The sequence below is a fragment of the Marinicrinis lubricantis genome (genome assembly GCF_042658665.1).
Taxonomy (GTDB): Bacteria; Bacillota; Bacilli; order Paenibacillales; family KCTC-33676; genus Marinicrinis; species Marinicrinis lubricantis.
Map to the genome: position 1 here is coordinate 59,253 of NZ_JBHSQV010000186.1, position 21,455 is coordinate 80,707.

Annotated in this window: 22 protein-coding genes and 1 pseudogene; 14 read left to right on the top strand and 9 right to left on the bottom strand. The window is 50.0% G+C overall.

Annotation, left to right across the window (positions count from 1 at the left end; translation table 11 throughout):
- Positions 1-45 precede the first annotated feature (45 nt).
- Together ACFPXP_RS21505 and ACFPXP_RS21510 are read left to right on the top strand one after the other, a co-directional pair.
- Positions 46-1,797, top strand: coding sequence for an ABC transporter ATP-binding protein (locus tag ACFPXP_RS21505; protein WP_379896529.1), 1,752 nt, complete (start codon positions 46-48; stop codon positions 1,795-1,797).
- Positions 1,778-3,601 carry an ABC transporter ATP-binding protein gene (locus ACFPXP_RS21510; protein WP_379896530.1) on the top strand — a complete coding sequence of 608 codons (1,824 nt, stop codon included), beginning with the start codon at positions 1,778-1,780 and terminating at the stop codon, positions 3,599-3,601. Before ACFPXP_RS21505 ends, ACFPXP_RS21510 begins: the two co-directional genes overlap by 20 nt.
- 154 nt (positions 3,602-3,755) lie before the next feature.
- Here the strand turns inward: ACFPXP_RS21510 and ACFPXP_RS21515 are convergent, their stop codons facing one another.
- A complete protein-coding gene (locus ACFPXP_RS21515) occupies positions 3,756-4,244 on the bottom strand; it encodes a CarD family transcriptional regulator (RefSeq protein WP_379896531.1) in 489 nt (162 codons plus the stop codon).
- Positions 4,245-4,651: 407 nt separating this feature from the next.
- On the opposite strand from ACFPXP_RS21515, the gene uxaC reads away from it, so the two are divergent.
- The 6 genes from uxaC to ACFPXP_RS21545 all read left to right on the top strand — a co-directional run bounded on the left by uxaC (position 4,652) and on the right by ACFPXP_RS21545 (position 11,287).
- Entirely contained in the window at positions 4,652-6,052 is a 1,401-nt protein-coding gene (uxaC, locus tag ACFPXP_RS21520; protein ID WP_379896532.1) for a glucuronate isomerase, read from the top strand.
- A gap of 148 nt (positions 6,053-6,200) precedes the next feature.
- Complete coding sequence (locus ACFPXP_RS21525; RefSeq protein ID WP_379896644.1) at positions 6,201-7,796, top strand: ABC transporter substrate-binding protein; 1,596 nt, start codon at positions 6,201-6,203, stop codon at positions 7,794-7,796.
- A 19-nt stretch (positions 7,797-7,815) separates the two neighbouring features.
- Positions 7,816-8,808: an ABC transporter permease gene (locus tag ACFPXP_RS21530; protein WP_379896534.1), complete on the top strand. Its 993-nt coding sequence runs from the start codon at positions 7,816-7,818 to the stop codon at positions 8,806-8,808.
- A complete protein-coding gene (locus ACFPXP_RS21535; protein WP_379896535.1) occupies positions 8,805-9,677 on the top strand; it encodes an ABC transporter permease in 873 nt (290 codons plus the stop codon). The genes ACFPXP_RS21530 and ACFPXP_RS21535 overlap by 4 nt, the downstream gene beginning before the upstream one ends.
- 76 nt (positions 9,678-9,753) lie before the next feature.
- Positions 9,754-10,677 carry an ABC transporter ATP-binding protein gene (locus tag ACFPXP_RS21540; RefSeq protein WP_379896536.1) on the top strand — a complete coding sequence of 308 codons (924 nt, stop codon included), beginning with the start codon at positions 9,754-9,756 and terminating at the stop codon, positions 10,675-10,677.
- Positions 10,667-11,287, top strand: a complete 621-nt coding sequence (locus tag ACFPXP_RS21545; protein ID WP_379896537.1) for an ABC transporter ATP-binding protein — start codon at positions 10,667-10,669, stop codon at positions 11,285-11,287. Before ACFPXP_RS21540 ends, ACFPXP_RS21545 begins: the two co-directional genes overlap by 11 nt.
- Positions 11,288-11,399: 112 nt before the next feature.
- Here ACFPXP_RS21545 and ACFPXP_RS21550 read toward each other — a convergent pair.
- The 3 genes and pseudogenes from ACFPXP_RS21550 to ACFPXP_RS21560 all read right to left on the bottom strand — a co-directional run bounded on the left by ACFPXP_RS21550 (position 11,400) and on the right by ACFPXP_RS21560 (position 13,115).
- Positions 11,400-12,003, bottom strand: a pseudogene (locus tag ACFPXP_RS21550) (FMN-binding negative transcriptional regulator).
- 116 nt (positions 12,004-12,119) lie between these two features.
- Entirely contained in the window at positions 12,120-12,638 is a 519-nt protein-coding gene (locus ACFPXP_RS21555; protein ID WP_379896539.1) for a GNAT family N-acetyltransferase, read from the bottom strand.
- Positions 12,639-12,662: 24 nt separating this feature from the next.
- Complete coding sequence (locus ACFPXP_RS21560) at positions 12,663-13,115, bottom strand: MarR family winged helix-turn-helix transcriptional regulator (RefSeq protein ID WP_379896542.1); 453 nt, start codon at positions 13,113-13,115, stop codon at positions 12,663-12,665.
- Positions 13,116-13,414: 299 nt separating this feature from the next.
- Between ACFPXP_RS21560 and ACFPXP_RS21565 the strand changes: the two genes are divergently transcribed.
- On the top strand, positions 13,415-13,657 hold the full coding sequence (locus tag ACFPXP_RS21565) for a helix-turn-helix domain-containing protein (protein WP_379896544.1): 243 nt from the start codon (positions 13,415-13,417) through the stop codon (positions 13,655-13,657).
- Positions 13,658-13,661: 4 nt separating this feature from the next.
- A complete protein-coding gene (gene def / locus ACFPXP_RS21570; protein WP_379896545.1) occupies positions 13,662-14,183 on the top strand; it encodes a peptide deformylase in 522 nt (173 codons plus the stop codon).
- Positions 14,184-14,260: 77 nt separating this feature from the next.
- On the opposite strand, the gene ACFPXP_RS21575 is transcribed toward def, so the two are convergent.
- Together ACFPXP_RS21575 and ACFPXP_RS21580 are read right to left on the bottom strand one after the other, a co-directional pair.
- Positions 14,261-14,950: a CidB/LrgB family autolysis modulator gene (locus ACFPXP_RS21575; RefSeq protein ID WP_379896547.1), complete on the bottom strand. Its 690-nt coding sequence runs from the start codon at positions 14,948-14,950 to the stop codon at positions 14,261-14,263.
- Entirely contained in the window at positions 14,947-15,318 is a 372-nt protein-coding gene (locus ACFPXP_RS21580; protein WP_379896548.1) for a CidA/LrgA family holin-like protein, read from the bottom strand. Before ACFPXP_RS21580 ends, ACFPXP_RS21575 begins: the two co-directional genes overlap by 4 nt.
- Before the next feature lie 117 nt (positions 15,319-15,435).
- Between ACFPXP_RS21580 and cidR the strand changes: the two genes are divergently transcribed.
- Complete coding sequence (gene cidR, locus ACFPXP_RS21585) at positions 15,436-16,347, top strand: cidABC operon transcriptional activator CidR (RefSeq protein WP_379896549.1); 912 nt, start codon at positions 15,436-15,438, stop codon at positions 16,345-16,347.
- 121 nt (positions 16,348-16,468) lie between these two features.
- Positions 16,469-16,954, top strand: a complete 486-nt coding sequence (locus tag ACFPXP_RS21590) for a DUF456 domain-containing protein (protein ID WP_379896550.1) — start codon at positions 16,469-16,471, stop codon at positions 16,952-16,954.
- 342 nt (positions 16,955-17,296) lie between these two features.
- On the opposite strand, the gene ACFPXP_RS21595 is transcribed toward ACFPXP_RS21590, so the two are convergent.
- Genes ACFPXP_RS21595 through ACFPXP_RS21605 form a run of 3 tightly spaced genes read right to left on the bottom strand, consistent with a single transcriptional unit; the run spans position 17,297 to position 18,299 of the window.
- Positions 17,297-17,722: a hypothetical protein gene (locus tag ACFPXP_RS21595; protein ID WP_379896551.1), complete on the bottom strand. Its 426-nt coding sequence runs from the start codon at positions 17,720-17,722 to the stop codon at positions 17,297-17,299.
- Complete coding sequence (locus tag ACFPXP_RS21600) at positions 17,719-17,937, bottom strand: hypothetical protein (RefSeq protein WP_379896552.1); 219 nt, start codon at positions 17,935-17,937, stop codon at positions 17,719-17,721. Before ACFPXP_RS21600 ends, ACFPXP_RS21595 begins: the two co-directional genes overlap by 4 nt.
- 41 nt (positions 17,938-17,978) lie before the next feature.
- The gene (locus tag ACFPXP_RS21605; RefSeq protein ID WP_379896553.1) at positions 17,979-18,299 is read right to left on the bottom strand and encodes a hypothetical protein; all 321 of its coding nucleotides are present in this window, start codon (positions 18,297-18,299) and stop codon (positions 17,979-17,981) included.
- 284 nt (positions 18,300-18,583) lie between these two features.
- Here ACFPXP_RS21605 and ACFPXP_RS21610 point away from each other — a divergent pair, with 284 nt between their 5' ends.
- Entirely contained in the window at positions 18,584-20,566 is a 1,983-nt protein-coding gene (locus ACFPXP_RS21610; RefSeq protein WP_379896554.1) for a beta-galactosidase, read from the top strand.
- A 73-nt stretch (positions 20,567-20,639) separates the two neighbouring features.
- Positions 20,640-21,041 carry a GNAT family N-acetyltransferase gene (locus ACFPXP_RS21615; protein WP_379896555.1) on the top strand — a complete coding sequence of 134 codons (402 nt, stop codon included), beginning with the start codon at positions 20,640-20,642 and terminating at the stop codon, positions 21,039-21,041.
- The last annotated feature ends 414 nt before the right edge of the window (positions 21,042-21,455 follow it).

Here is a 21,455-nt window from a genome sequence, read left to right on the forward strand (position 1 = left end):
TTATACTATGGAGGACTAGATTGTTTAGAAACGGAGGCGGAGCCATTGCTTAAGGTATTGTCTTACATCAAGCCTTACCGCAGGTCGGCACTCGTCGCCTTGTTCCTGATGCTTGCGGAATTGTTCGTGGAACTTCTTCATCCTTTGCTGATGGCGAAAATTATTAATGATGGGGTGATGAACCGCGACCATTCTGTCATATTCGTATGGGGAGCGGTCATGGTTTTATTGGCGCTGATTGGTTTCGCGTCAGGGATTGTGAACTCTTTTTTTGCTGCTCATGTCAGTCAGGGATTCGGGTTTGATGTCAGGCAGAAACTGTTTGGGACGGTCCAATCTTTCAATTATGCAACTTACGGCAGATTTCAGACCTCGTCTTTAATTACTCGCATTACGAATGACGTCACACAGGTGCAAAATATGATTTTTATGGGTCTGCGGATTATGATGCGGGCCCCGTTGTTTTTGCTGGGCGGCCTTGTGATGGCCTTGTGGGTTGATTTCAGCTTGGCGCTTATACTTGCGCTCATTATGCCGGTGTTAGTTCTTTTTTTGTTTCAAATGCTGAAAAAGGGACTCGGACGCTTCCGCACCGTACAGGAAAGGCTGGATCACACGAATGGAGTGCTGCGGGAAAACTTGATGGGGATGCGGCTGATTAAGTCGTTCGTTCGCGGCGCACACGAGATCCATCGGTTCTCCAAATCGAATGAGCAGCTGCGAGACAAGACCGTATCTGCACTGCGCTTGATGGAGCTGACGATTCCGGTCGTCATGCTGCTGATGAATGTCAGCGTGCTGTTCATCGTATGGCTAGGTCACGAGCACATCATGGCCAGTCGTATTGAAGTAGGGGACGTCGTTGCCGTTGTTAATTACGCGACGCGCATGGCGGGGTCTTTAACGGCACTGTCGATGATCTTTACGACTCTGTCACGAGCGAGAGCATCTGCGGAGCGAATATCCGAGGTGCTGGATGCGGAGCAGCAGCCGATGCCAGCGTCAGGGACGGGAACAGAAGCCGAGAATACCAATATATCGACAGGAGAAGTGGTATTTGAGCGTGTCAGCTTCACGTATCCTGAGACGACAGTTCCTGTGCTGCAGTCCGTTTCCTTCCAAGCGAAGGCTGGGACGATGGTGGCCGTACTAGGAGCGACTGGCTCGGGGAAATCATCGATGTTTCAGCTGATCCCTCGGCTGTATGAGCCCGCAAGCGGCAGGATCCTTATAGATGGGTGCGATATTCGCAGCTTGGAGGAGGAAGAGCTCCGCCGCTGTATCGGATACGTCCCGCAACAGGCGGTGCTGTTCTCCGGCACGATCCGAGAGAATATATTGTGGGGCAAAGAAGATGCATCTCCCGAGGAGATCGTCTGGGCAGCGAAAAACGCCCAAATCCATGATACGATCATGAAGCTGCCGCAGCAGTATGAAACGGTATTAGGACAAAAAGGAGTCAATCTGTCGGGCGGTCAGAAACAGCGTCTGACCATCGCCCGGGCGCTCATCCGCAAGCCGAAGCTGCTCCTGCTCGACGACAGCACGAGCGCCTTGGATTTAAAGACGGAAGCAGCGCTGCTTCAGGCGATACACAGGCTGTCGTGTACGACGATGATCATTACACAGAAGATCAGCACCGCTAGGAGTGCGGATCATGTGCTTCTGCTCGAAGAAGGCAGGCTTATCGCGCAGGGCCGGCATGAACAGCTGCTCAGCGCCTCGCCGCTGTACCAAGCCATCAGCCGTTCTCAGTCGGGAGAGGAGGCGGTGACTCATGTCAGAACTGCAGATTAAACGTGGACAGGATAAACAAGGGTCTCCCCTACTAAAGAAGGAGACCCAGAAGAAGCGGCCTACGGTCAAGAATGGAGCGGAGACGCTTAAGAAGCTGTGGCAATTGATGTCCCCCCATAAAGGCAAACTTGCGCTTATTCTGAGCATGGTGGTCGTAAGCTCGATATTGGGGCTGCTGGCGCCTTATTTGCTGGGTGCGGCGATCGACCATCTGAATGAGGAACGCAGCGTGTTGTGGTTCATCGCTGCATTAGCCGGAGTTTATGTGCTTCATGCATCTGCCACTTGGATTCACAACATCGGCATGATCAAGGTGGCGCAGCAAGTGGTCTTCACGATGCGCGGCAGGCTGTTCGAGCAGCTTCACAAGCTTCCGATCGCTTATTTTATGAAGCGTCAGCACGGCGAACTCATGAGCCGCGCGACGAGTGATATTGAAAATGTGAGTCAAACGCTGAATAGCTCTTTCATTCAAATTTTCTCGAGCATCATCACCTTTATCGGAATGATCAGTCTCATGCTGTGGCTGAGTCCTCTGCTTACCCTGCTGACGCTCTCGATCGTACCAGCGATGTTCTTGGGTATGCGCTGGATTACAAACCGGACCGGCAAGTATTTCAAGGCACAGCAGCGCCATTTGGGGGAGCTGAACGGCTATGTAGAGGAGACGCTTTCGGGACAAAAAATCGTCAAGGCTTATTCCAGGGAGCAGGATGTGATTGCAGAATTTCATGCAAAGAATGAACAGCTGAAGGCAGCAGGATATTGGGCGCAGACGTATTCCGGCTTTATACCGAAGCTGATGAATATGCTGAATAACTTAAGCTTCGCGGTCATTGCCGGCGCTGGTGCACTATTGGTGCTCGAAGGGTACGTCTCTATTGGGATTATCGTGACGTTCGCTGAATATGCCAGACAGTTCACACGTCCGCTTAATGATTTGGCCAACCAATGGAATACATTCCTATCGGCAATCGCTGGAGCTGAACGGGTGTTTGAAGTGTTAGAAGAGAAAGAAGAAAGCAGTGATGAGGATGCTGCCGGTGATCCGGGGGCCATCCGAGGGGAAATCGAATACCGCCATGTTTCCTTTGGTTATGAACCTGGCCAATCGATATTAAGCGGTATTCATTTCAGGGCGATGCCGGGAGAAACGATTGCCTTGGTCGGACCTACCGGTGCCGGTAAGTCGACGATTGTTCAGCTGCTCTCCCGATTCTTTGACCCCAATGAAGGAACGATTCTAGTGGACGGCATTGATATTCGTAAGATCAGGCGCAGCAGTTTGCGCCAGCAGATGGGGTTTGTGCTGCAGGATGTCTTTCTGTTCCAAGGTACAATTCGCGATAATATCCGCTACGGGCGGCTGGATGCGACGGACGAGGAGATTGAACATGCGGCGAAGCTGGCGAATGCCCATTCCTTCATCATGAAGCTGCCGATGCAGTATGATACGGTGCTGAGCCAAGACGGAAGCGGCATTAGTCAGGGACAGAAACAGCTGCTGTCGGTCGCGAGGGCGATCTTGGCCGATCCGTCGATTCTAATTTTGGATGAAGCGACGAGCAGCATTGATACGATTACGGAAATGAAAATTCAAGAAGCGTTGACGGTATTGATGAAAGGGAGAACGAGCATTGTCATCGCGCACCGCTTGAACACGATTCAAAACGCTGATCAGATTTTGGTACTGGAGGACGGCCGGATCATCGAAAAAGGTACGCATCAGTCGCTGCTGAAGCAGCAGGGCGCGTATTATCAGCTGGTCCAAAGTCAATACAAAAGAGGGCGGTCCGCTGTATGACAGCGAAGCAGCTATGTCTGCAAATGGACTATAGGAACGCCCCGGGAAATAAGAGAGGCTTAAGGCAGATGAACACGAATGTGCATCTGCCTTAAGCCTCTTTATCTGTCGTCACATGATGAATACTCGATCGCTAAATCACCAATTCAAAAGCTCAGGCTTGTTTTTGCAGCGCCTGACTGAGCAGCTGCTCCGCTCGTTCCTGTTCAATGTCGCGGGATAGCACAAGCTCGCTGATGAGCAGCTGCTGCGCGTTGTCCAGCATGGAACGGTCCTCGTTGCCAAGCGTCTTTTCCCGACTTAACTGGGTCAAATCACGAATGACATCGACCCCTTCAAAAATATCGCCGGATTTGAGCTTGTTCATCAGATGGCGATACCGTTGGCTTGGGATCACTGCAGGCTCCTCAGGGCGTTCATTTTGAAAAGAGGCTAATGCCGTATCCATCGTCTCTGAATCAACCAGTCCACGAATGTTTAAATTGGATATTTTGGCCTTAGGGATCATAACCTGCATGTTATTTAAAGGCATTTGCAAAATGTAATAGAGCTGCTTTTCACCAAGTATTTCCTTCTCCTCAATGGCCTCTACGATACCTGCGCCATGCATCGGATAAAAAATCTTGTCGCCTATTTCAAACATAAGCCCACCCCCTAAAGTTATTGTCATTAAGTATACCATACATCGGTTCAATACAAAAAAATAGCAAAAGGCTAGGACGCGAGTCACTGCATAAGCCAGTCATCCCCCTTTCAGATGCTGCGATTAGGGTAAGAAGCAGTCTCGTCCTACAGTATATGAACGATGATCCCTTTTTCATGACATGGAGTCAATGGTTCTCAATACGTCGAAGTTCGCATCTCTGCATCGTATTCACGGCGATGGCTCGAGGTGAAAGAAAATTCAATCAAATAAATTGATCAAATAATCATATCATTATAATTTTTTTTAATGTTCACGTGAACATTTTTGATTGTATTTTTGATTTAGGCAGAGTACGCTTATGTTAGGCTTTTATTTTAAATATTTTAGGGCGGGGTGTTAAAGCGATGAAGAAGTTTATGGATGAAAACTTTCTGCTCACGAACGAAACGGCAAGAAGTCTGTACCATGATGTTGCCAAGGATTTGCCGATCATCGACTATCACTGTCATTTAAGTCCTCAGGAGATTTACGAAAACAAGTCGTACCGTACGATTACAGAAGTTTGGCTGTATGGCGACCATTACAAGTGGAGAGTGATGCGGGCAAACGGTGTGGATGAACGCTGCGTCACAGGCGATGCCAGCGATTATGATAAGTTCATGGCATATGCGAGAGCGCTTCCAAGCGCGATTGGAAACCCATTGTACCATTGGTCCCATCTCGAGCTGCAGCGCTATTTTGGAATTACGGACATCATTAATGAGAAGAACGCGCCTGCCATTTGGGAAAATGTAAACGCTCAACTGGCTGAAGGCGGATTTGGAGCCCGGGACTTGATCACCAAGTCGAAGGTGAAGGTCATCTGCACGACCGATGACCCGACCGATTCCTTGGAATATCACCTTAAGCTGAAGGAGGATGCCTCCTTTGAAACGAAGGTGCTGCCTTCCTTCCGTCCAGATAAGGGGCTGGAACTGAATCGTGAAGGCTTTACCGCCTGGGTGGAAAAGCTGAGTCAAGTATCCGGTCAGGCAGTGGACAGCTATGACGGATTTTTGTCTGCATTGGAAGCGCGTGTCCGCTTTTTCCATGAGGTCGGAGGCCGCGTTTCGGATCATGCCTTAGATTATGTACCGTATGCGGAAGCGACGAAAGAAGAAGCCGCCGCGATATTCCAAAAGGCGCTGAACGGTCAGAAGGTCAGCCATGAAGACGAAATGAAGTACAAAACCTATACGCTGGTGTTCCTCGGCAAGCTGTATGCGGAGCTGGGATGGGCGATGCAGTATCACATGAATGCTTCCCGCAACAACAATCCGCGGATGTTCGAAAAGCTCGGCCCGGATACCGGCTTTGATTCGATGAACGACAGCGCAATCTCCATTCCGCTGTGCCGACTGCTTGCAGCACTCGAGCAGGACAATCATCTGCCGAAGACCATTTTATACTCGCTCAACCCGACGCAGAACCACACCATTGCCGCACTGGTCGGAAGCTTCCAAGGCGGGGGCATTCCGGGCAAGATTCAATTCGGCTCGGCTTGGTGGTTTAACGATACGAAGGAAGGCATGATCGCGCAAATGAAGGCGCTGGCGGATATTGGGCTGCTCGGCCGCTTCGTCGGCATGCTGACGGATTCCCGCAGTTTCTTATCCTACACGCGGCATGAATATTTCCGAAGAATTCTGTGCAGCTTGATCGGCGAATGGGTAGAAAACGGTGAATTCCCGGACGACCGTGAACTGCTTGGACGTATTGTGCAGGATATTTCTTACGATAATGCCAAGGCGTATTTCGGATTCTAACAAACTGAAAAGCAGCTCCAGGGTTCTCGCCTCAAAGCGCGACATGCGCGGCAGGGGAGAGCCCTTGCTGTATGGAATACATATAGGGAACAGAAAGATGGATAGAGATGGAGAGGGTACAAACGTGTGGAGAACAAGGAAACGGTGGATGGCGTTGGCTTTGATGGCGCTGTGTATTGCACTTATAGCGGCAGCGGGCTGCTCAAGCGAGTCCGGTAATCCGCAGTCTGCGGGAAGCGACGTCACAAGAGATGAGCTGATTTTAGCGGTGGGAACGGAGCCGGAAATGGGATTCGACCCGACGACGGGATGGGGACGGTACGGTTCTCCATTGTTTCAGAGTACGCTCTTGAAGCGAGATGATGATTTAAACGTCGTGAATGATTTAGCGGAGACTTATGAAGTAAGTTCGGACGGGAAGGTTTGGACGGTGGAGCTTCGGCAGGGCGTTCAGTTTTCCGACGGGGAGCCGTTAACCGCGGAGGATGTCCAGTTTACGTTCGAAACGGCTGCAAGCAGCGGATCGGTATTGGATTTGCAAAATTTGCAGCAGGTCGAGGCCGTAGATAACGATACGGTTCGATTCACATTGAAGCAGGCGCAGTCGACTTTTTTGGATGTATTGATTACGACAGGCATTGTGCCCAAACATGCCTATGGAGAGGATTATGCGGAACGACCGATCGGTTCTGGACCCTACCGACTGCTGCAGTGGGATCAAGGGCAGCAGCTGATCGTTGAAGCGAATCCGCTGTATTATGGGGAAAAGCCTTTTTTTCAAAGACTCACCTTTCTATTTATGAATGAGGATGCGGCGTTCGCTGCCGCAAAGGCGGGGGACGTCGATATTGCATATATTCCAGCCGCGTTCAGTAGGCAGCAGGTGTCTGGAATGCGCCTAGAAAACGTACACAGTGTGGACAACCGAGGCATCATGTTCCCGGTCGTTCCGGCTGGCGGGGAGAATGAACAAGGCGAGCCCGTTGGAAACGATGTGACGGCGGATCTGGCGATTCGCCAAGCGATCAATATCGCGGTGGATCGGCAGGCGCTCGTAGATGGCGTATTGGAGGGCTACGGTACACCTGCGTTTACAGTGAATGACGGCCTGCCTTGGTGGAACCCGGATTCGATCATCGAGGACGGGGATCCAGAGGCGGCGGCAGCGTTGCTTGAGGCGGCCGGATGGACAGATGCGGATGGGGACGGTGTGCGTGAGAAGAACGGCTTGAAGGCGGAATTTACGCTTCTTTATCCCGCAGGCGACTTGACCCGCCAATCGCTGGCCATTGCCGCTGCAGATATGATGGTACCGATCGGTATACAGATTCAGGTGGAAGGCAAAAGCTGGGATGAGCTGCGCAAGCAGATGCACGCGAATGCGGTTATGTTTGGCTGGGGCAGCCATGATCCGCTTGAAATGTACAATTTGTACCACAGCGAAAAGATCGGCATAGAGCTGTTCAATCCAGGTTATTACAAGAATGACAAGGTGGATGCTTACTTGGATGCGGCGATGAAGGCGGTGAATGCAGAACAAGCGATGCAGCATTGGAAGAACGCGCAGTGGGACGGTGAGACGGGACTCAGCGCGAGGGGCGATGCCCCATGGGCATGGCTGGTCAATATCGATCATCTGTATGTAGTGAATGAAAAGCTGGATATTGGAAAGCAGCGTATTCATCCGCACGGCCACGGCTGGCCTGTCACCGATAATGTGGTAGATTGGAAATGGAACGAGTAGCAGACGAGGACGGGGATTCATGTTACGAAGTGCAGGGTTGTTTTTCATTCAAAAGACGGTGCGGCTGGTACTGCTGCTGACCGCTGTCAGTATCATATCGTTTCTGCTTGTTCGAAGCTCTCCCATCGATCCGGTCCAGGCTTATGTGGGAGCAGATATGGTGCGGCTTGGTCCAGAGCAGAGAGAGGCGATTGAAGCCTACTGGGGACTCGACAAGCCGCTGCTGCAGCAGTTTGGGCAGTGGAGCTCGTCGCTGCTGCAGGGAGATCTCGGCACGTCGATGATCTACCGCCGTCCGGTCGCGGATGTGATTGGGGAACGGTTTATGAATTCGGCGGCGCTGATGGGTGCGGCATGGCTGTTCTCCGGGTTCATCGGCTTTGCAGCGGGGGCTTTAGCAGCGATGCACCGCAACCGCTGGTTAGATCGCATCATCCGCTCCTACTGCTATATATTGGCTTCAACGCCGGCGTTCTGGATTGGACTGCTGCTGATGATGGTGTTTGCCGTTTGGCTGGGTTGGTTTCCGGTCGGCATGGGTGTTCCAGCCGGCGTGCTTGCGCAGGATGTGACGCTTATGGACCGTATTCACCATATGATACTGCCGGCTCTCACGCTCAGTATCGTCGGCATCTCCAGTGTGGCGCTGCATACGCGGCAGAAGCTCATCGACGTGCTTGGCAGTGATTACGTGCTGTTCGCCAGAGCGCGGGGAGAGCGCGGGATTCGGCTGTTTTGGCGTCACGGCTTGCGCAATACGGCGCTGCCGGCACTGACGCTGCAGTTTGCGTCATTCAGCGAGCTGTTCGGGGGTGCCGTGCTGGCGGAGCAGGTATTCTCCTATCCGGGACTTGGCGAAGCCGCGGTTCAGGCAGGTCTGCGCGGCGATGTTCCGCTGCTGCTCGGCATTGTGCTGTTCAGCGCGGTATTCGTGTTCGCCGGCAATACGATCGCGGAATTGGTCTATAAGCTGATCGATCCACGGATGAGAGAAAGGGGGCGCGCTGTATGATCGGCCGTCATCGCGAGATAGAGTCTGTTCGCCGAGCCCCCGCTTTCTTGAATTTGAGGCGGCGAACGCTGCTGTGGATCGGGCTGACGGCGGGACTGCTGCTGTTCACGGTGCTGGGCAGCCTGCTTATGGTGAGCGATCAGCAGCTGAATTCGAATTTAGAGCTGCGCAATGCACCGCCCTCATGGGAGCATCCTTTCGGTACGGATTGGCTGGGCCGAGATATGCTGGCGCGAACGCTGAGAGGCTTGACCTTAAGTCTGGGCGTCGGCCTGACCGCCGCACTGTGCAGTGTCGGAATTGCCTTCGCCCTAGGCCTTGCTGCGGCAGTGATGGGACGAACCGTTGACCGTCTGATCACGTGGTTAATTGATTTGTTCCTGAGCGTGCCTCATCTGATCACGCTCATTCTGATTGCATTTGTGATGGGCGGCGGCGTGAGGGGAGTCGTCATCGGCATCGCTTTCACACATTGGCCCAGTCTGGCCCGAGTGATTCGCGCGGAGGTGCTGCAGCTCAGATCGGCCCATTATGTGCATGTCTCTCGCAAGCTGGGCAAAAACAAGTGGTGGATAGCGATGAAGCATATGGTACCGCATGTGCTGCCGCAGTGCTGGATTGGACTGCTGCTGATCTTTCCGCATGCCATCCTGCATGAAGCGGCGATTACGTTTCTAGGGATGGGGCTTTCACCGCATCAGCCGGCGATCGGTATTATTTTGTCGGAGTCGATGCGCTACTTATCGATCGGGATGTGGTGGCTTGCTTTCTTTCCGGGGATGAGTCTGGTCATGATGGTGATGCTCTTTGACCGTATGGGAGAAAATGTACGACGTCTGATGGATCCAAAGCATGAGCGTTTGGAATGAATCGTATGAACGATAGGAATGACAAACGAACAGCTTTAATCAAGCATCTGTTAAGCGGTAATGAGGGGGTGAAAGGGTGCCGATCTTAGAGGTGAAGCAGTTATCGATTGCGTTCGAGCAATATGGGAAAGGATTGAGGCAGGAGACGCTTAAGGTCATTCATCGGCTGGAGCTGACGATGAATGAAGGAGAGATTACAGCGGTCGTCGGATCGAGCGGATCGGGCAAAAGCCTGCTTGCGCATGCGATCCTCGGTATTTTGCCGCAAAACGCCAAGGTGACAGGCGAGATGAAGTATGACGGTCAGCGGCTGACCCCGAGCCTTCAGTCTGTTCTGCGAGGCAAGGAGATCGCCTTTATCCCGCAATCGGTCAGCTATTTGGACCCGCTCATGAAGGCAGGCAGGCACGTACGGCTTGCGGTGCGGGAGGGCAAGCCAGCCGAGGAGCAGCGTCGCGTCTTTGAACAGTACCGATTGCCGCGGCAGGCGGAGAAGCTGTACCCCTTCCAGCTGTCCGGCGGTATGGCGCGGCGGGTGCTCGTCTCGACCGCCGTCGTCAGCAAGGCGCGGCTGGTCATTGCCGACGAGCCGACGCCGGGCCTGGACCCTGCGGCGATCGAGGAGACGCTGCGCTGGCTGCGCGAGCTGAAGGAGGATGGCAGCGCGGTGCTGCTCATCACGCACGATCTGGAAGCGGCGCTGCAGGTCGCCGACCAGGTCGCCGTGCTGTACGCGGGCACGTCCGTCGAGCAGGCGCCCGCGGCTGACTTTGCCGGCAGCGGCGAGGCGCTGCGGCACCCGTACAGCCGCGCGCTGTGGCGAGCGCTGCCGCAGAACGACTTCGCGCCGCTGGCCGGCACGCAGCCGACCCCGCGGGCTCTGCCGCCGGGCTGCCTGTTCGCGCCGCGCTGCAGCCACGCGACGGCAGCGTGCGCGCAGGAGCTGCCGGAGCAGCGAGCCGTTCGCGGCGGGAGAGTGAGGTGCATTCATGCGACTTGAAGCGGAGAAGATCAGCTTTCGCTACGGCCGTGAGCCGTGGATCCTCGGGGATGTGAGCTTCAGCATCTCATCGGGCGAAATTGTCGGACTGTCCGGCGCAAGCGGCGGCGGAAAGACAACACTTGCCCGTATTTTAGCTGGCTACGAGCAGCCCGCTCAAGGATCGGTTCGGCTGGATGGAAGACCGCTGCAGGAAAGCGGGGACGGCGCACATCCAGTTCAGCTCGTATTTCAGCATCCGGAGCAGGCGGTCAACCCGCTCTGGAAATCAGGCGACACGCTGCGCGAAGGCGGCGATCCTGATTCGGAGCTGCTGCGGCAGCTCGGCATCGAGCCAGATTGGCTAACCCGCTGGCCGAGCGAGCTGTCGGGCGGCGAGCTGCAGCGCATCTGTGTCGCGAGGGCGCTGCTGCCCTCGACCCAGTTTCTCATCGCCGACGAGATGACGACGATGCTAGACGCCATTACGCAGGCGCAAATTTGGCAGGCGGTGCTGCACATCGCGGAGCAGCGTCAGATGGGCGTGCTGGTCATCAGCCACGACCCGCATCTGCTGAAGAGACTGTGCAGCCGCATCGTTCGGCTGGACGAGCTGCAGCCGTGTCCTTGACTTTGTAACGGCCTTGTATGAACGGCTCCTCCGATGTTAGATCGTGTCTCCCTTTTTTCGGGGGCGCGAGTAAGGGGCTGTTCGGCTTATCCTCATGGTTCGTTAAATAACGTTATCTTTTTAGATTTTGTTTCATAAGAGAAGCGATCTTTTGTTCATCCTCATTTTGAATCCGTTCCAATTGATGGATGACGAGCTCCTGCCGCTCTATGGAATGGTTTTGGCTTAACTTTGCTTTTCCCTCGATCTTGGATCTTGAATCCTTGGATCCCTTTATTCAGCGCAGCGATAAGGTCTGCGTCTGCATCTTGCCATCGATAGGGATGATCGGGAGCTTCATACTTCAAAATCATGTCATGCAGGGAATCCATCAACTCTTTCTCATCCTCCATCAGGCTGACCTCGCCGTATACATGAACGGCCACATAGTTCCAAGTGGGAACGGCTTGTTTTGTTTCATACCATGAAGGAGAGATATAGCAGTGCGGACCGTGAAAAATAGCTAAAACCATTTGGTTGCCAATATCGTTCCACTGCGGATTCGGACGAGCAAAATGCCCATACAAGAATTGATTCTCCTTATCCAACATTAAAGGTAAGTGTGTAGCAAAAGGTGCTCCGTTGTGCTGTGAAATCAGTGTTGCGAAGCTATGTTCTCGGATCATGTCATAAGCGAATTGGATATCATCCATTTGAAAGTGCGAAGGAATGTACATGTTTTTGTCCCCCTTTTTTTGTTTACATGACATAGAAAGAGCGCTGCCGCATCATCAAAAAGCTCCCGGGATCACGGATGTTTAATAATTGGCATGGGCATCATTCCGGGAAAATGCTATTCAATTGCTTTCGTCATGATCCAATCGATCTGTTCTTCATCGCCCATATAGAAAGAGTGGGTTCCGGTTTGAACAAACCCCATTTTCTTATAAAAGGCAATTGCAGCTTCATTGTTTTCCCATACACCGAGCCAAACCTTCTCTTTATTTTGTTCTATCGCTATTTCCATCGCTTTCTCTAACAGACATTGGCCAAGCCCTTGTTTTTGAAAGGTGCTCTTGATATAAATTCTCTCGATTTCAAGGGATTCGTCACCCATTTTTTCAGACTGGGCATCATGGGTGTTGATCTTTAAATACCCGGCCATTTCCTCATTGGAATAAATGAAATAAAACTCCGAAGATTTATTCGATAATTCTTTTTCTAGTTGTTGCAGGTGAAATGCCCTTTCCAAATAGGCCCGCATATGCTCGGGAGAATTTTGATCCTTGAATGTTTCATAAAAGGTTTCAATACTCATTTGTTGGAGCTTGCGGGAATCTTCGGGGGTGCACTTTTTGATATGGATCGTCATTTCATGATGCCTCCTGTCATAGAATCAATACGTTCTCTCGTTTCCCTTTTTTACAAATTCCCAATCTCTTTCGATATTTTTTCTTACTTTTTGAAGAAGATTGTAAAGGGTGTCTGCTTCTCTTTCGGAAAAACCCTCTAATGCTGAACGATTGGAATGATCATTCTCTCGTTTTAAAAACGGGTAGACCTGCTGCCCTTTCTCCGTTGGAAAGAGCTTTTTGATTTTTTTGTTATGTGGATCGTCTTTCTTTTCAATAAATCCATTCATTTCAAGCTTTTTAATCGCACGAGCTGCAGTCGTTCGGTCTACTTTGATCATCTCAGCTAACTTTTCTTGTATGATTCCTGGGTTTTCATATATGCGCACAAGGTACAAATACTGCCCCTTCGTCAGGTCATATTGCTTGAATTCGATATTACTGATGGAGTCTAATGCCCTTGCGATCATGCCGATTTCACGAAGAATTTCCTTCATTTGGAACTCCTTAGTTCATATTTTTTGTTGCAAACTCAATAAAAACCATTTGTTTAATGTACTCTATTTTTGCTGCATTTGCAATAATAAGTGGAACATTTTATCTATTAGATGAACTAGCTCAATCAGCTCAACGAAATATAAAGGGGCGGCGAAATGATGAGAACCGGATCTCTTTTTTATGGGGAAAGAAAGGGATATGGACCCTTGCGCAATCTCTCAGTAAGGAATATAATGGTTGATATTAGGCAATACCTAAAAATATAAGTCGACAACTAAAATACTTGGAGGTAAAGCGAATGCTAACATGGATGCTGCGGAAAATCATGGCCGAGCGGGGGATTTGGACCGGAGCTGAATTAGCCAGACTGCTGGCGGAGAAGGCGAATTACCATCTATCCGCGCCCTCGATTAGTGCTTTGTTAACTAAGCAGCCTAGGCAGATGAAAGCCGAGACGTTGGATGCTTTATGTACAGCCTTGGACTGCACGCCGAACGATCTGTGGGTATACACACCGCCTCACAAGGTGAAGGGAGCTTAAAGAGATGACCGTAAAAGAGATTTTGCCCTTCGGAGATCCCATTTTGCGTAAAAGGGCAAAGCCGGTGGAGAAGGTGGACGAAAGAACGAAGAAAATCCTCGATGATCTCGGAGAAACCTTATATGCCAGCGAGGGGAGGGCTGGTCTAGCCGCACCTCAAGTCGGGATCCTCCGAAGGCTGATTGTTATGGATTGCGGAGAAGGCTTGATCGAGCTGATTAATCCGGAAATTCTAGAGATGAGCGGGGAACAGATCGGGCCGGAAGCCTGTCTGTCGTTCCCGGGCTATTACGGCCAAATCCAAAGGGCGGATCGTATTAAAATCAGCACCTGGAACCGGCAGGGGGAGACGGTCATTCTCGAAGGAGAGGGTTATTTGGCTCGCTGTATGCAGCATGAAATCGATCATTTGAACGGTGTGCTGTTTGTGGATCATGTGAAGGAGAAGTGGCTGTTACATGAGGAGACGAAGCAAAGAATCGATGTGATGCAGGTGATTAGGCTTACCCATCAAGGATCGAAATGATGTGAAAATCAGCCGGGTTCATAGTGCATGAAAAAGCCAGGCGAGCTCTCATTCCTGCCTGGCCGTGCGATGAATGTTCAAAGAAATGGATCGATCATCATGAATACCGAAGGTGTCAAAAAAAGTGTCACTAAGGCGGCGATAATCATTGAAACGCTGGAGACGGTGCCCGCCAAGGAACTGAATTCGAACGCTTTTGAAGTACCCGCGCCGTGGGCGCTCGTACCGAGCAGCACGCCTCTGGCGACATCGTCCTTAATACGAAACAGGCGGATGATGGCGGGCCCGATGGCACTGCCCAAAATCCCGGTCAGAATCACGAAGACCGCCGTGATCGTCGGTATGCCGCCGATCCATTCGGACACATCCATGGCGATCGGCGTGGTGACCGAGCGAGGGACGAGGCTGTAGACGATTTGCGGATTGAGATGAAGCACGAATGCCATGAGCGCAGAGGAAACGGCGGCCACCGCCGCACCGGCAAGCACGCTGATCAAGATTTGAGATGCGTGTTTTTTGATGAGCGGGTAGTGCTTGTATAAAGGAATCGCGAACGCGACGGTAGCCGGACTGAGCATATACGACAGCCATTTTCCACCGCTGTTATACGTTTCATAGGAAGTGTGGGTGAAGATCAGCAAAACGACGAGAGCCGCAGGCGTGACCAAAAGTGGTGAAAGCCAGAACATTTTTTTGGCGCTGTAAGCGCGTTTTGCCAGAATATAAACCACGAGTGTGGCAGTTAAGCTGATGAATCCGGCGATCATTTTCCTTCACGCTCCTTTACGTCGGCGAATTTTTGTGCCAGCAAGCCGCTCGACATCATGACAACAGCGGTTCCGATCCCCACAATGAGGAGGACGCGGAGTCCGTCATGCAGCAGCAGCTGCTTGTAGGAGATGATGCCAACGGCGGAAGGAACAAAGAAAAGCAGCAGCTCAGCCAGCAGAAAGCTGGCGCCCATTTCCAGCCATTCGAGTTTAAGAACGTGCATCTTGAGTAATATAAACGTAACGATGAGTCCAATAATACTGCCGGGAATCGGCAGATGGAGCCATTCGGCGAGCAGATTCGAAATCGATGCGATGGCAATAAGCAAACCGATTTGGACGGTTGATTTATAAGCAGCGACCACAAGAACCGCCTCCTTTCTGAATGAAAGTGTACATCAGTTATTTTCATAGGTAAAATGAATATATAGAATGATTTGCATTCCATTTATCTATGGATCGGGAAAAGGAGGCGCATGCCGTTGGATATTCGCCATCTGCAGTACTTTCTAGAGGTCGCCAAGCATCAGAGCTTCACGAAAGCGGCCGAAGCTTTATATATTACACAACCGACGATCAGCAAGCTGATCAAAAATTTAGAGGAGGAGTTAGGCATCCTTCTCTTCGAGCGCGTCGGCAAAAGGGTGGAGCTGACCGATGCCGGAGAGGTGCTGCTGCAGCAGGCTCAGGGAATGGTGCAGTCGTTTGAGCACATGACCGTGCAGCTGGGGGATCTGCTTGAACTGAAGCACGGCCGCATTCGAATGGGACTGCCTCCGATGATCGGTGCCAGTTATTTTCCGAAAATGATGGGAATGTTCCGCCAAAAGTATCCGGGCATTCAGCTGGAGCTGTTCGAGGACGGGGCCAAGAAGGTTGAAGCGGAAGTAGAGGCGGGGCATTTGGATATCGGGGTGGTGCTGCTGCCGACAAAGCCGGAGCTGTTCGATATGATTCCGTTCGTGGAGGATCAGCTGATGATCGTCGTCCATGCGGACCACCCGCTGCTGGAGCTGGATGAGGTCCGGTTAAAGGATCTGGAACACGAGCCTTTCCTGCTGTTTCGGGAGGACTTCGCGCTGCACGACCGCATTATCGAGGAATGCCGTAACACCGGATTTGAACCGAATATTATGTATAAGAGCTCGCAGTGGGACTTTATTAGTGAAATGGCGGCGGCTAAGCTCGGCATTGCTCTATTGCCGAATACGATCTGCAAGGAGCTGACCACGAGACAGGTACGGATCATTCCGCTGAAACAGCCAGTCATTCCATGGCATCTGGCGATGGTCTGGAGGAAAGACCGCTATTTATCTTTTGCCGCGAGAGAGTGGATTCGCTTCTCCAAGACGATGCTTGGAACGACGGAGGAGGGGTCTAGGCTGCAGGGATAACATCACCTGTCAGTCTCGATTAAAATGCGAATGGGCTCATTTTGCAACGGTCCCCTTGATCGTTCGTATGACAGTAAAGGAACTTAAATTAAGAGGTAAGCGGCCATAGGAGGCGAAGCGGTTGGAAATTGTCGCATGGATCATTGTGATTGCTTTGTTAGCCGTAGGGATGGCAGGGGCGGTCTTTCCGATTTTGCCGGGCGTACTCGCGATATACGCAGCGTTTTTTGTGTATGGCTTTATGATCAGCTTTGATCCGTTTGGGTTTTGGTTTTGGTTCATCCAGACGGTATTTCTGGTGGCGATCTTCATCGCCGATTACGTGGTCAGTGCGAAGAGTGTGACCAAATACGGCGGAAGCCGGGCTTCGGTCGTCGGTTCTACGATCGGTATTCTCATCGGGCCGTTCGTTATTCCCGTTGCTGGTCTGGTGATTGGACCTTTTCTAGGCGCGGTGATGGGGGAGTTACTGCATAAGCCGGATTTTCGCAGCGCACTCAAGGTGGGCTGGGGTTCCCTCATCGGGCTCTTGTCCAGCACAGTGATGAAAATCGTTCTGCAGATGCTGATGATCGTTATTTTCGTGGTATGGATTATATGGGGTTGATCAATAAGTTTTTTTAAAAGTTTTCCGCCGTGATATTTGTATTGCCTAATCCACATACGTGAAGCTTCATGATGAACTCCTAATGAACTTGCAATGCTAAAGACACCTTCAGTACTATTTTGATACCGATCAGTAGCCTGTAATTTCAATTCTAAAACGGTAATAAGGCAAAAAAACTTTACCTCCATTGTTAGACATGACTAACAATGGAGGTAAAGTTCACATCTTTACGGAAATAAATGAAGCTGCTGATGAAAAAAATTATTCGTTTATTTTACGGAGTTAGCATAGAATTTAGTTTTTGACTGTTCAAAAAACAGTATTGATCATTGCCTACATATATTAATTAGGTTTTACGATTTCCTCATGTGTTTCTATGCCATCTGACCATTTAATGATGATCGAATGTATATCGCTCCATTCTTTTGTTGACAGAAAAGATTCAGTAAATATACCTTCGTTTATGTTGACTATATTAGAGCCCTCAGGACCTTGAAAGGAAATTGGACTTAGCCTATTTCCTTTCAAGGTCCTAAATGTAATATCCACATTTTCTACGTTTTCTTCACCAGTATATGTTAAGAGTAAGATAAACGAATCGTTATGAAACTTTTCATCCACTACAAAATATACTTGACTCCAGTTTGCTGAGTTAATTGTTTTCACATACTTGCTAGAAGTTGTGATTTTTAAGGAGGTAAAATTAATAATAATGAATACGAGTACAAAAATACATATAAATAAAGTAAGTGTAAATTTAAATTTCATTTTAACAGCCACCCATGATTAAACCCGGAAATTAGATTTACATTCCAACCAACACCAGTACCTAACCTAGCTTCATGGTGACCTGACAACATATGATTATTATTCTCATCTACTACTCCGTTTTCATCTACTCCATAAGCTTTATAAGAATAGTATGAGGAACCATCTGCAATGTCAAATCCATCCGTCCATGCTAAGCCAAATTTATCAGTCATAGTATTAGTTGGTTCATATTTCTAATCCCAGTTGTAATTGACTAAAATGAAACGGAACCTCTTGGGGAACTTATTTCACTAAGAGTAATTGCATGTGTAAAGTTATCCCAAGCCCCCATAGTCATGATAAGATCGTTATTTTTCTCAACTAGAGTTGCATTTGTTACGGTATGAGAATGATATTGTGCTCTACTTTTGTAAATAAGTCTCTTTTGGTCAGTTTCAAATAATTGAATTAATTCCATTGGATAGTCTGCTTGTTCCAGATAAAGATTTAGTTGTTCTTCACTAACAGTTAAATAATCACCGCCCTCATTAATAGATTCTGCTACAATACTTGATGAAACTACGAAAACAAACAAAGAACTAACAATAAACCAGTGTAGTGTAACATCCTTTTTTTGTGATAATAGTATAATAAAAATCCAAAGTAAACCTTTTCTGTAATTTGATCATAATGTTGTATCGATGATTAAGCTAGGTTTCTTAATTATTTTGAGTTGGATAGAGTAGTAGTCTATAACAATAAATTATACTTTTCTAAAAAGCTTGAGAGTTTACTAATTGCATTTTCCTTCCCTCCATGCATTCGCTATACTGATACCATATTTACTACATTGAGCAGGATGCAAGGAGGCACACACATATGCGCATAGGAGTGGATTATTATCCGGAGCATTGGGATCGTTCATTATGGGAGCAGGATGCGCAGCTGATGAAGGAGACGGGCGTGAAGCTCGTTCGTTTGGCGGAATTCGCCTGGAGTCGGCTGGAACCGGAAGAAGGGAAGTTTCAGTTCGAATGGCTGGATGACGCGATCGAGCTGTTTCATCAAAAGGGTATCGAAGTCGTACTGGGTACGCCTACCTGTACACCGCCGAATTGGTTAGTCGAGAAGCACCCCGATGTCCTTCCTGTGGATGCCCAGCTGCATCCGCGGTACCCTGGAGTCAGAGGACATCGGTGCTATAACAGCCCGTCGCTTCACCGTTATACGAAGATCATCGTCGACAAGCTGGCACGAAGGTATGCGAATCATCCGGCGGTGATCGGCTGGCAGACGGATAACGAATTCGGCTTGAATGAGTGCAACTGTGAGAACTGCAATGAACAGTTCAGAGCTTGGGTGCGCGCCAAATACGGCGATTTGGAAACGGTGAACCGAGAGTGGGGAACCGTTGTGTGGAGCGGAGAGTACAGCCGATGGAGTCAGGTGACGACACCGCTCGGCGGTTCACCGCATCTGAATCCGTCGTATCAGCTGGACTACTACCGTTTTCAGATTGATTCTTGCGTGGTTTTTCAGCAAGTTCAGCTTGAGATTTTAAGGGAGCAGTGTCCGAACCAATTCGTAACGCACAATATTTGGAGCTATCCGACGATGCTGGACTATTATAAGGTGTGCGAACCGTTAGACTTCGCATCTCTCGATTATTATCCGAATACGAATCCGGACAAAGCGGATACGAATTTATACAGCGGAGCGCTGACGCTCGATTTGACAAGAGGCATCAAGAACAAAAACTTCTGGATTATGGAGACGATGAGCGGGCCGCCGGGATGCTGGTTCCCGATGTGGAGAACGCCGCAGCCTGGATTCATTCGCGCTTTCTCTTGGCAGTCCATCTCCAGGGGAGCCGATACGGTCGTCCATTTTCGCTGGCGCAGTGCCACGATCGGCGCAGAACAGTTTTGGCACGGCTTGATCGACCACAGCAATGTACCGGGAAGAAGATTTAGAGAATTCGCACAGCTGTGCAGGGAAGTGAACAAGCTGTCCGACCAGCTGGACGGTACGGAATTGCGAAATGACGTCGCTCTGCTGCATTCGCATGAGCAGTATATCGCCTTCCGCATTCAGCCTCAGGTGGAAGGGATGGATTACTTCGATAACTTGAAGGTTTACCATCGAGCTTTAACCAAGCTCGGAGCAGGCGTGGATGTGAAGAATACGACCGATTCGCTGGACGGCTATAAGCTGGTGGTGGCGCCGTCGCTGTATCTTCTGGATGAGGAGATGGCGGCGAAGCTGCACGCTTTTGCAGAGGCTGGGGGGACGCTGGTGCTCACGCACCGCACCGGTGTGAAAAACATGAACAACGTCTGCTGGATGGAGCCGCTGCCAGGACCGCTTGCGAAGACGGCCGGCATTCAGGTCGAAGAATACGATCCGATTGGAACGCATGTGCATACGTTGACGATGAACGATGATAAAAGCTACACCTGCACGCAGTGGTGTGATGTCATCAAGCCAGTGACAGCGGAGACCATCGCTGCTTACGCAGACGATTTCTTTGCGGGGAAGCCTGCGGTCACCGTCCATCCCGTAGGAAGTGGAAAGGTCATCTATATCGGAACGCAGCCCGAGGAAGCTTTCTTCGTTGATTTATTCCAAGCGCTCATGGAGGAGTCCGGTATACAGCGTTTCAAGGATCTGCCGGATGGAGTACAGATTTCTGTACGCCAAAAAAGGAACGAACAGTACTTATTCGTACTCAATTTATCTAAAGAAGTCAAAACGGTCGAAATAGGTGCGAATTATAAAAGTATGTTAACAGATGAATGGCTAGAGCCTGTAGTCGAGCTGGCACCTTATTCCGTTGATATTGTTCAGTATACGGCAGGATAGGACTTGAGAAAGGGTGACGCCAGCCTTTCACAGTGTTACAATAAATGGAAAATTGGAGATGGGGGCTGGTGCCATGGGCCGTATTGAGTACAAAGTCAATGAACCCGTTCGTGTGGAAGACGTTATTCGAGTATTTCGGAGCAGCGGCATTCGAAGGCCGGTAGATCAGGAAGAACGAATTCAGCAAATGATCGATCACTCCCATCTCATCATATCGGCTTGGGACGATGAAAAGCTGATTGGCGTGGCGAGGGCGCTAACGGATTTCAGCTACTGCTGCTATTTGTCCGATCTGGCGGTTGATGCGGATTACCAGCGCAGCGGGATCGGCGTGCAAATGATAGAACGGGTGAAAGAGAAGATCGATGAACAAACCGCACTTATCCTGCTGTCGGCTCCAGAGGCGATGGAGTATTATCCCAAGATCGGATTCGAGAAGATCGAGAACGGATTTATCATTAAGCGAAAATGGTAACTGCGGAAATAGAGAAGAATAAGAGCTGTTATGGGGATCGACCCAAGTATGTATAGTTTATTTGAAACGATCATACTCATTCCTTTGTTGTGCATGCTAGACATCGTGGTCTTTTTCCCCGGGCTCATTAAGCGAATCGTTAGCGGCAGGATGAAGCTAGTCGATTATCAGCTTAAACTCATTAGAATTTATGTTCTTTCGGCTGTCATTTTATGTTCCGTTTTGTTTGCATTTACAGACTTCTTTAGTCAAGGAGGTTAATATGTATAGCGCAAATGAGGCGGCGAGCTTTATCGTCTTCGCGTTCATTGGATAACAGAAGGAAATGATTCCATGAAATCTACTGCATATGCACTCCGTACAAGGGGTGCTTTTTCTTTTGAAAAAAGATTCACAATAAAGGGAACGAAAAAA

Bases quoted from the DNA above. Each gene is read 5' to 3' on its own strand.
- ACFPXP_RS21545 (WP_379896537.1), top strand. From the start codon at position 10,667: ATGCGACTTGAAGCGGAGAAGATCAGCTTTCGCTACGGCCGTGAGCCG.
- uxaC (WP_379896532.1), top strand. From the start codon at position 4,652: ATGAAGAAGTTTATGGATGAAAACTTTCTGCTCACGAACGAAACGGCA.
- ACFPXP_RS21595 (WP_379896551.1), bottom strand. From the start codon at position 17,722: ATGAAATTTAAATTTACACTTACTTTATTTATATGTATTTTTGTACTC.
- ACFPXP_RS21610 (WP_379896554.1), top strand. From the start codon at position 18,584: ATGCGCATAGGAGTGGATTATTATCCGGAGCATTGGGATCGTTCATTA.
- ACFPXP_RS21510 (WP_379896530.1), top strand. From the start codon at position 1,778: ATGTCAGAACTGCAGATTAAACGTGGACAGGATAAACAAGGGTCTCCC.
- ACFPXP_RS21555 (WP_379896539.1), bottom strand. From the start codon at position 12,638: ATGACGATCCATATCAAAAAGTGCACCCCCGAAGATTCCCGCAAGCTC.
- def (WP_379896545.1), top strand. From the start codon at position 13,662: ATGACCGTAAAAGAGATTTTGCCCTTCGGAGATCCCATTTTGCGTAAA.
- ACFPXP_RS21515 (WP_379896531.1), bottom strand. From the start codon at position 4,244: ATGTTTGAAATAGGCGACAAGATTTTTTATCCGATGCATGGCGCAGGT.
- ACFPXP_RS21530 (WP_379896534.1), top strand. From the start codon at position 7,816: ATGTTACGAAGTGCAGGGTTGTTTTTCATTCAAAAGACGGTGCGGCTG.
- ACFPXP_RS21600 (WP_379896552.1), bottom strand. From the start codon at position 17,937: ATGACTGATAAATTTGGCTTAGCATGGACGGATGGATTTGACATTGCA.
- ACFPXP_RS21565 (WP_379896544.1), top strand. From the start codon at position 13,415: ATGCTAACATGGATGCTGCGGAAAATCATGGCCGAGCGGGGGATTTGG.
- ACFPXP_RS21535 (WP_379896535.1), top strand. From the start codon at position 8,805: ATGATCGGCCGTCATCGCGAGATAGAGTCTGTTCGCCGAGCCCCCGCT.
- ACFPXP_RS21575 (WP_379896547.1), bottom strand. From the start codon at position 14,950: ATGATCGCCGGATTCATCAGCTTAACTGCCACACTCGTGGTTTATATT.
- ACFPXP_RS21560 (WP_379896542.1), bottom strand. From the start codon at position 13,115: ATGAAGGAAATTCTTCGTGAAATCGGCATGATCGCAAGGGCATTAGAC.
- ACFPXP_RS21525 (WP_379896644.1), top strand. From the start codon at position 6,201: ATGGCGTTGGCTTTGATGGCGCTGTGTATTGCACTTATAGCGGCAGCG.
- ACFPXP_RS21615 (WP_379896555.1), top strand. From the start codon at position 20,640: ATGGGCCGTATTGAGTACAAAGTCAATGAACCCGTTCGTGTGGAAGAC.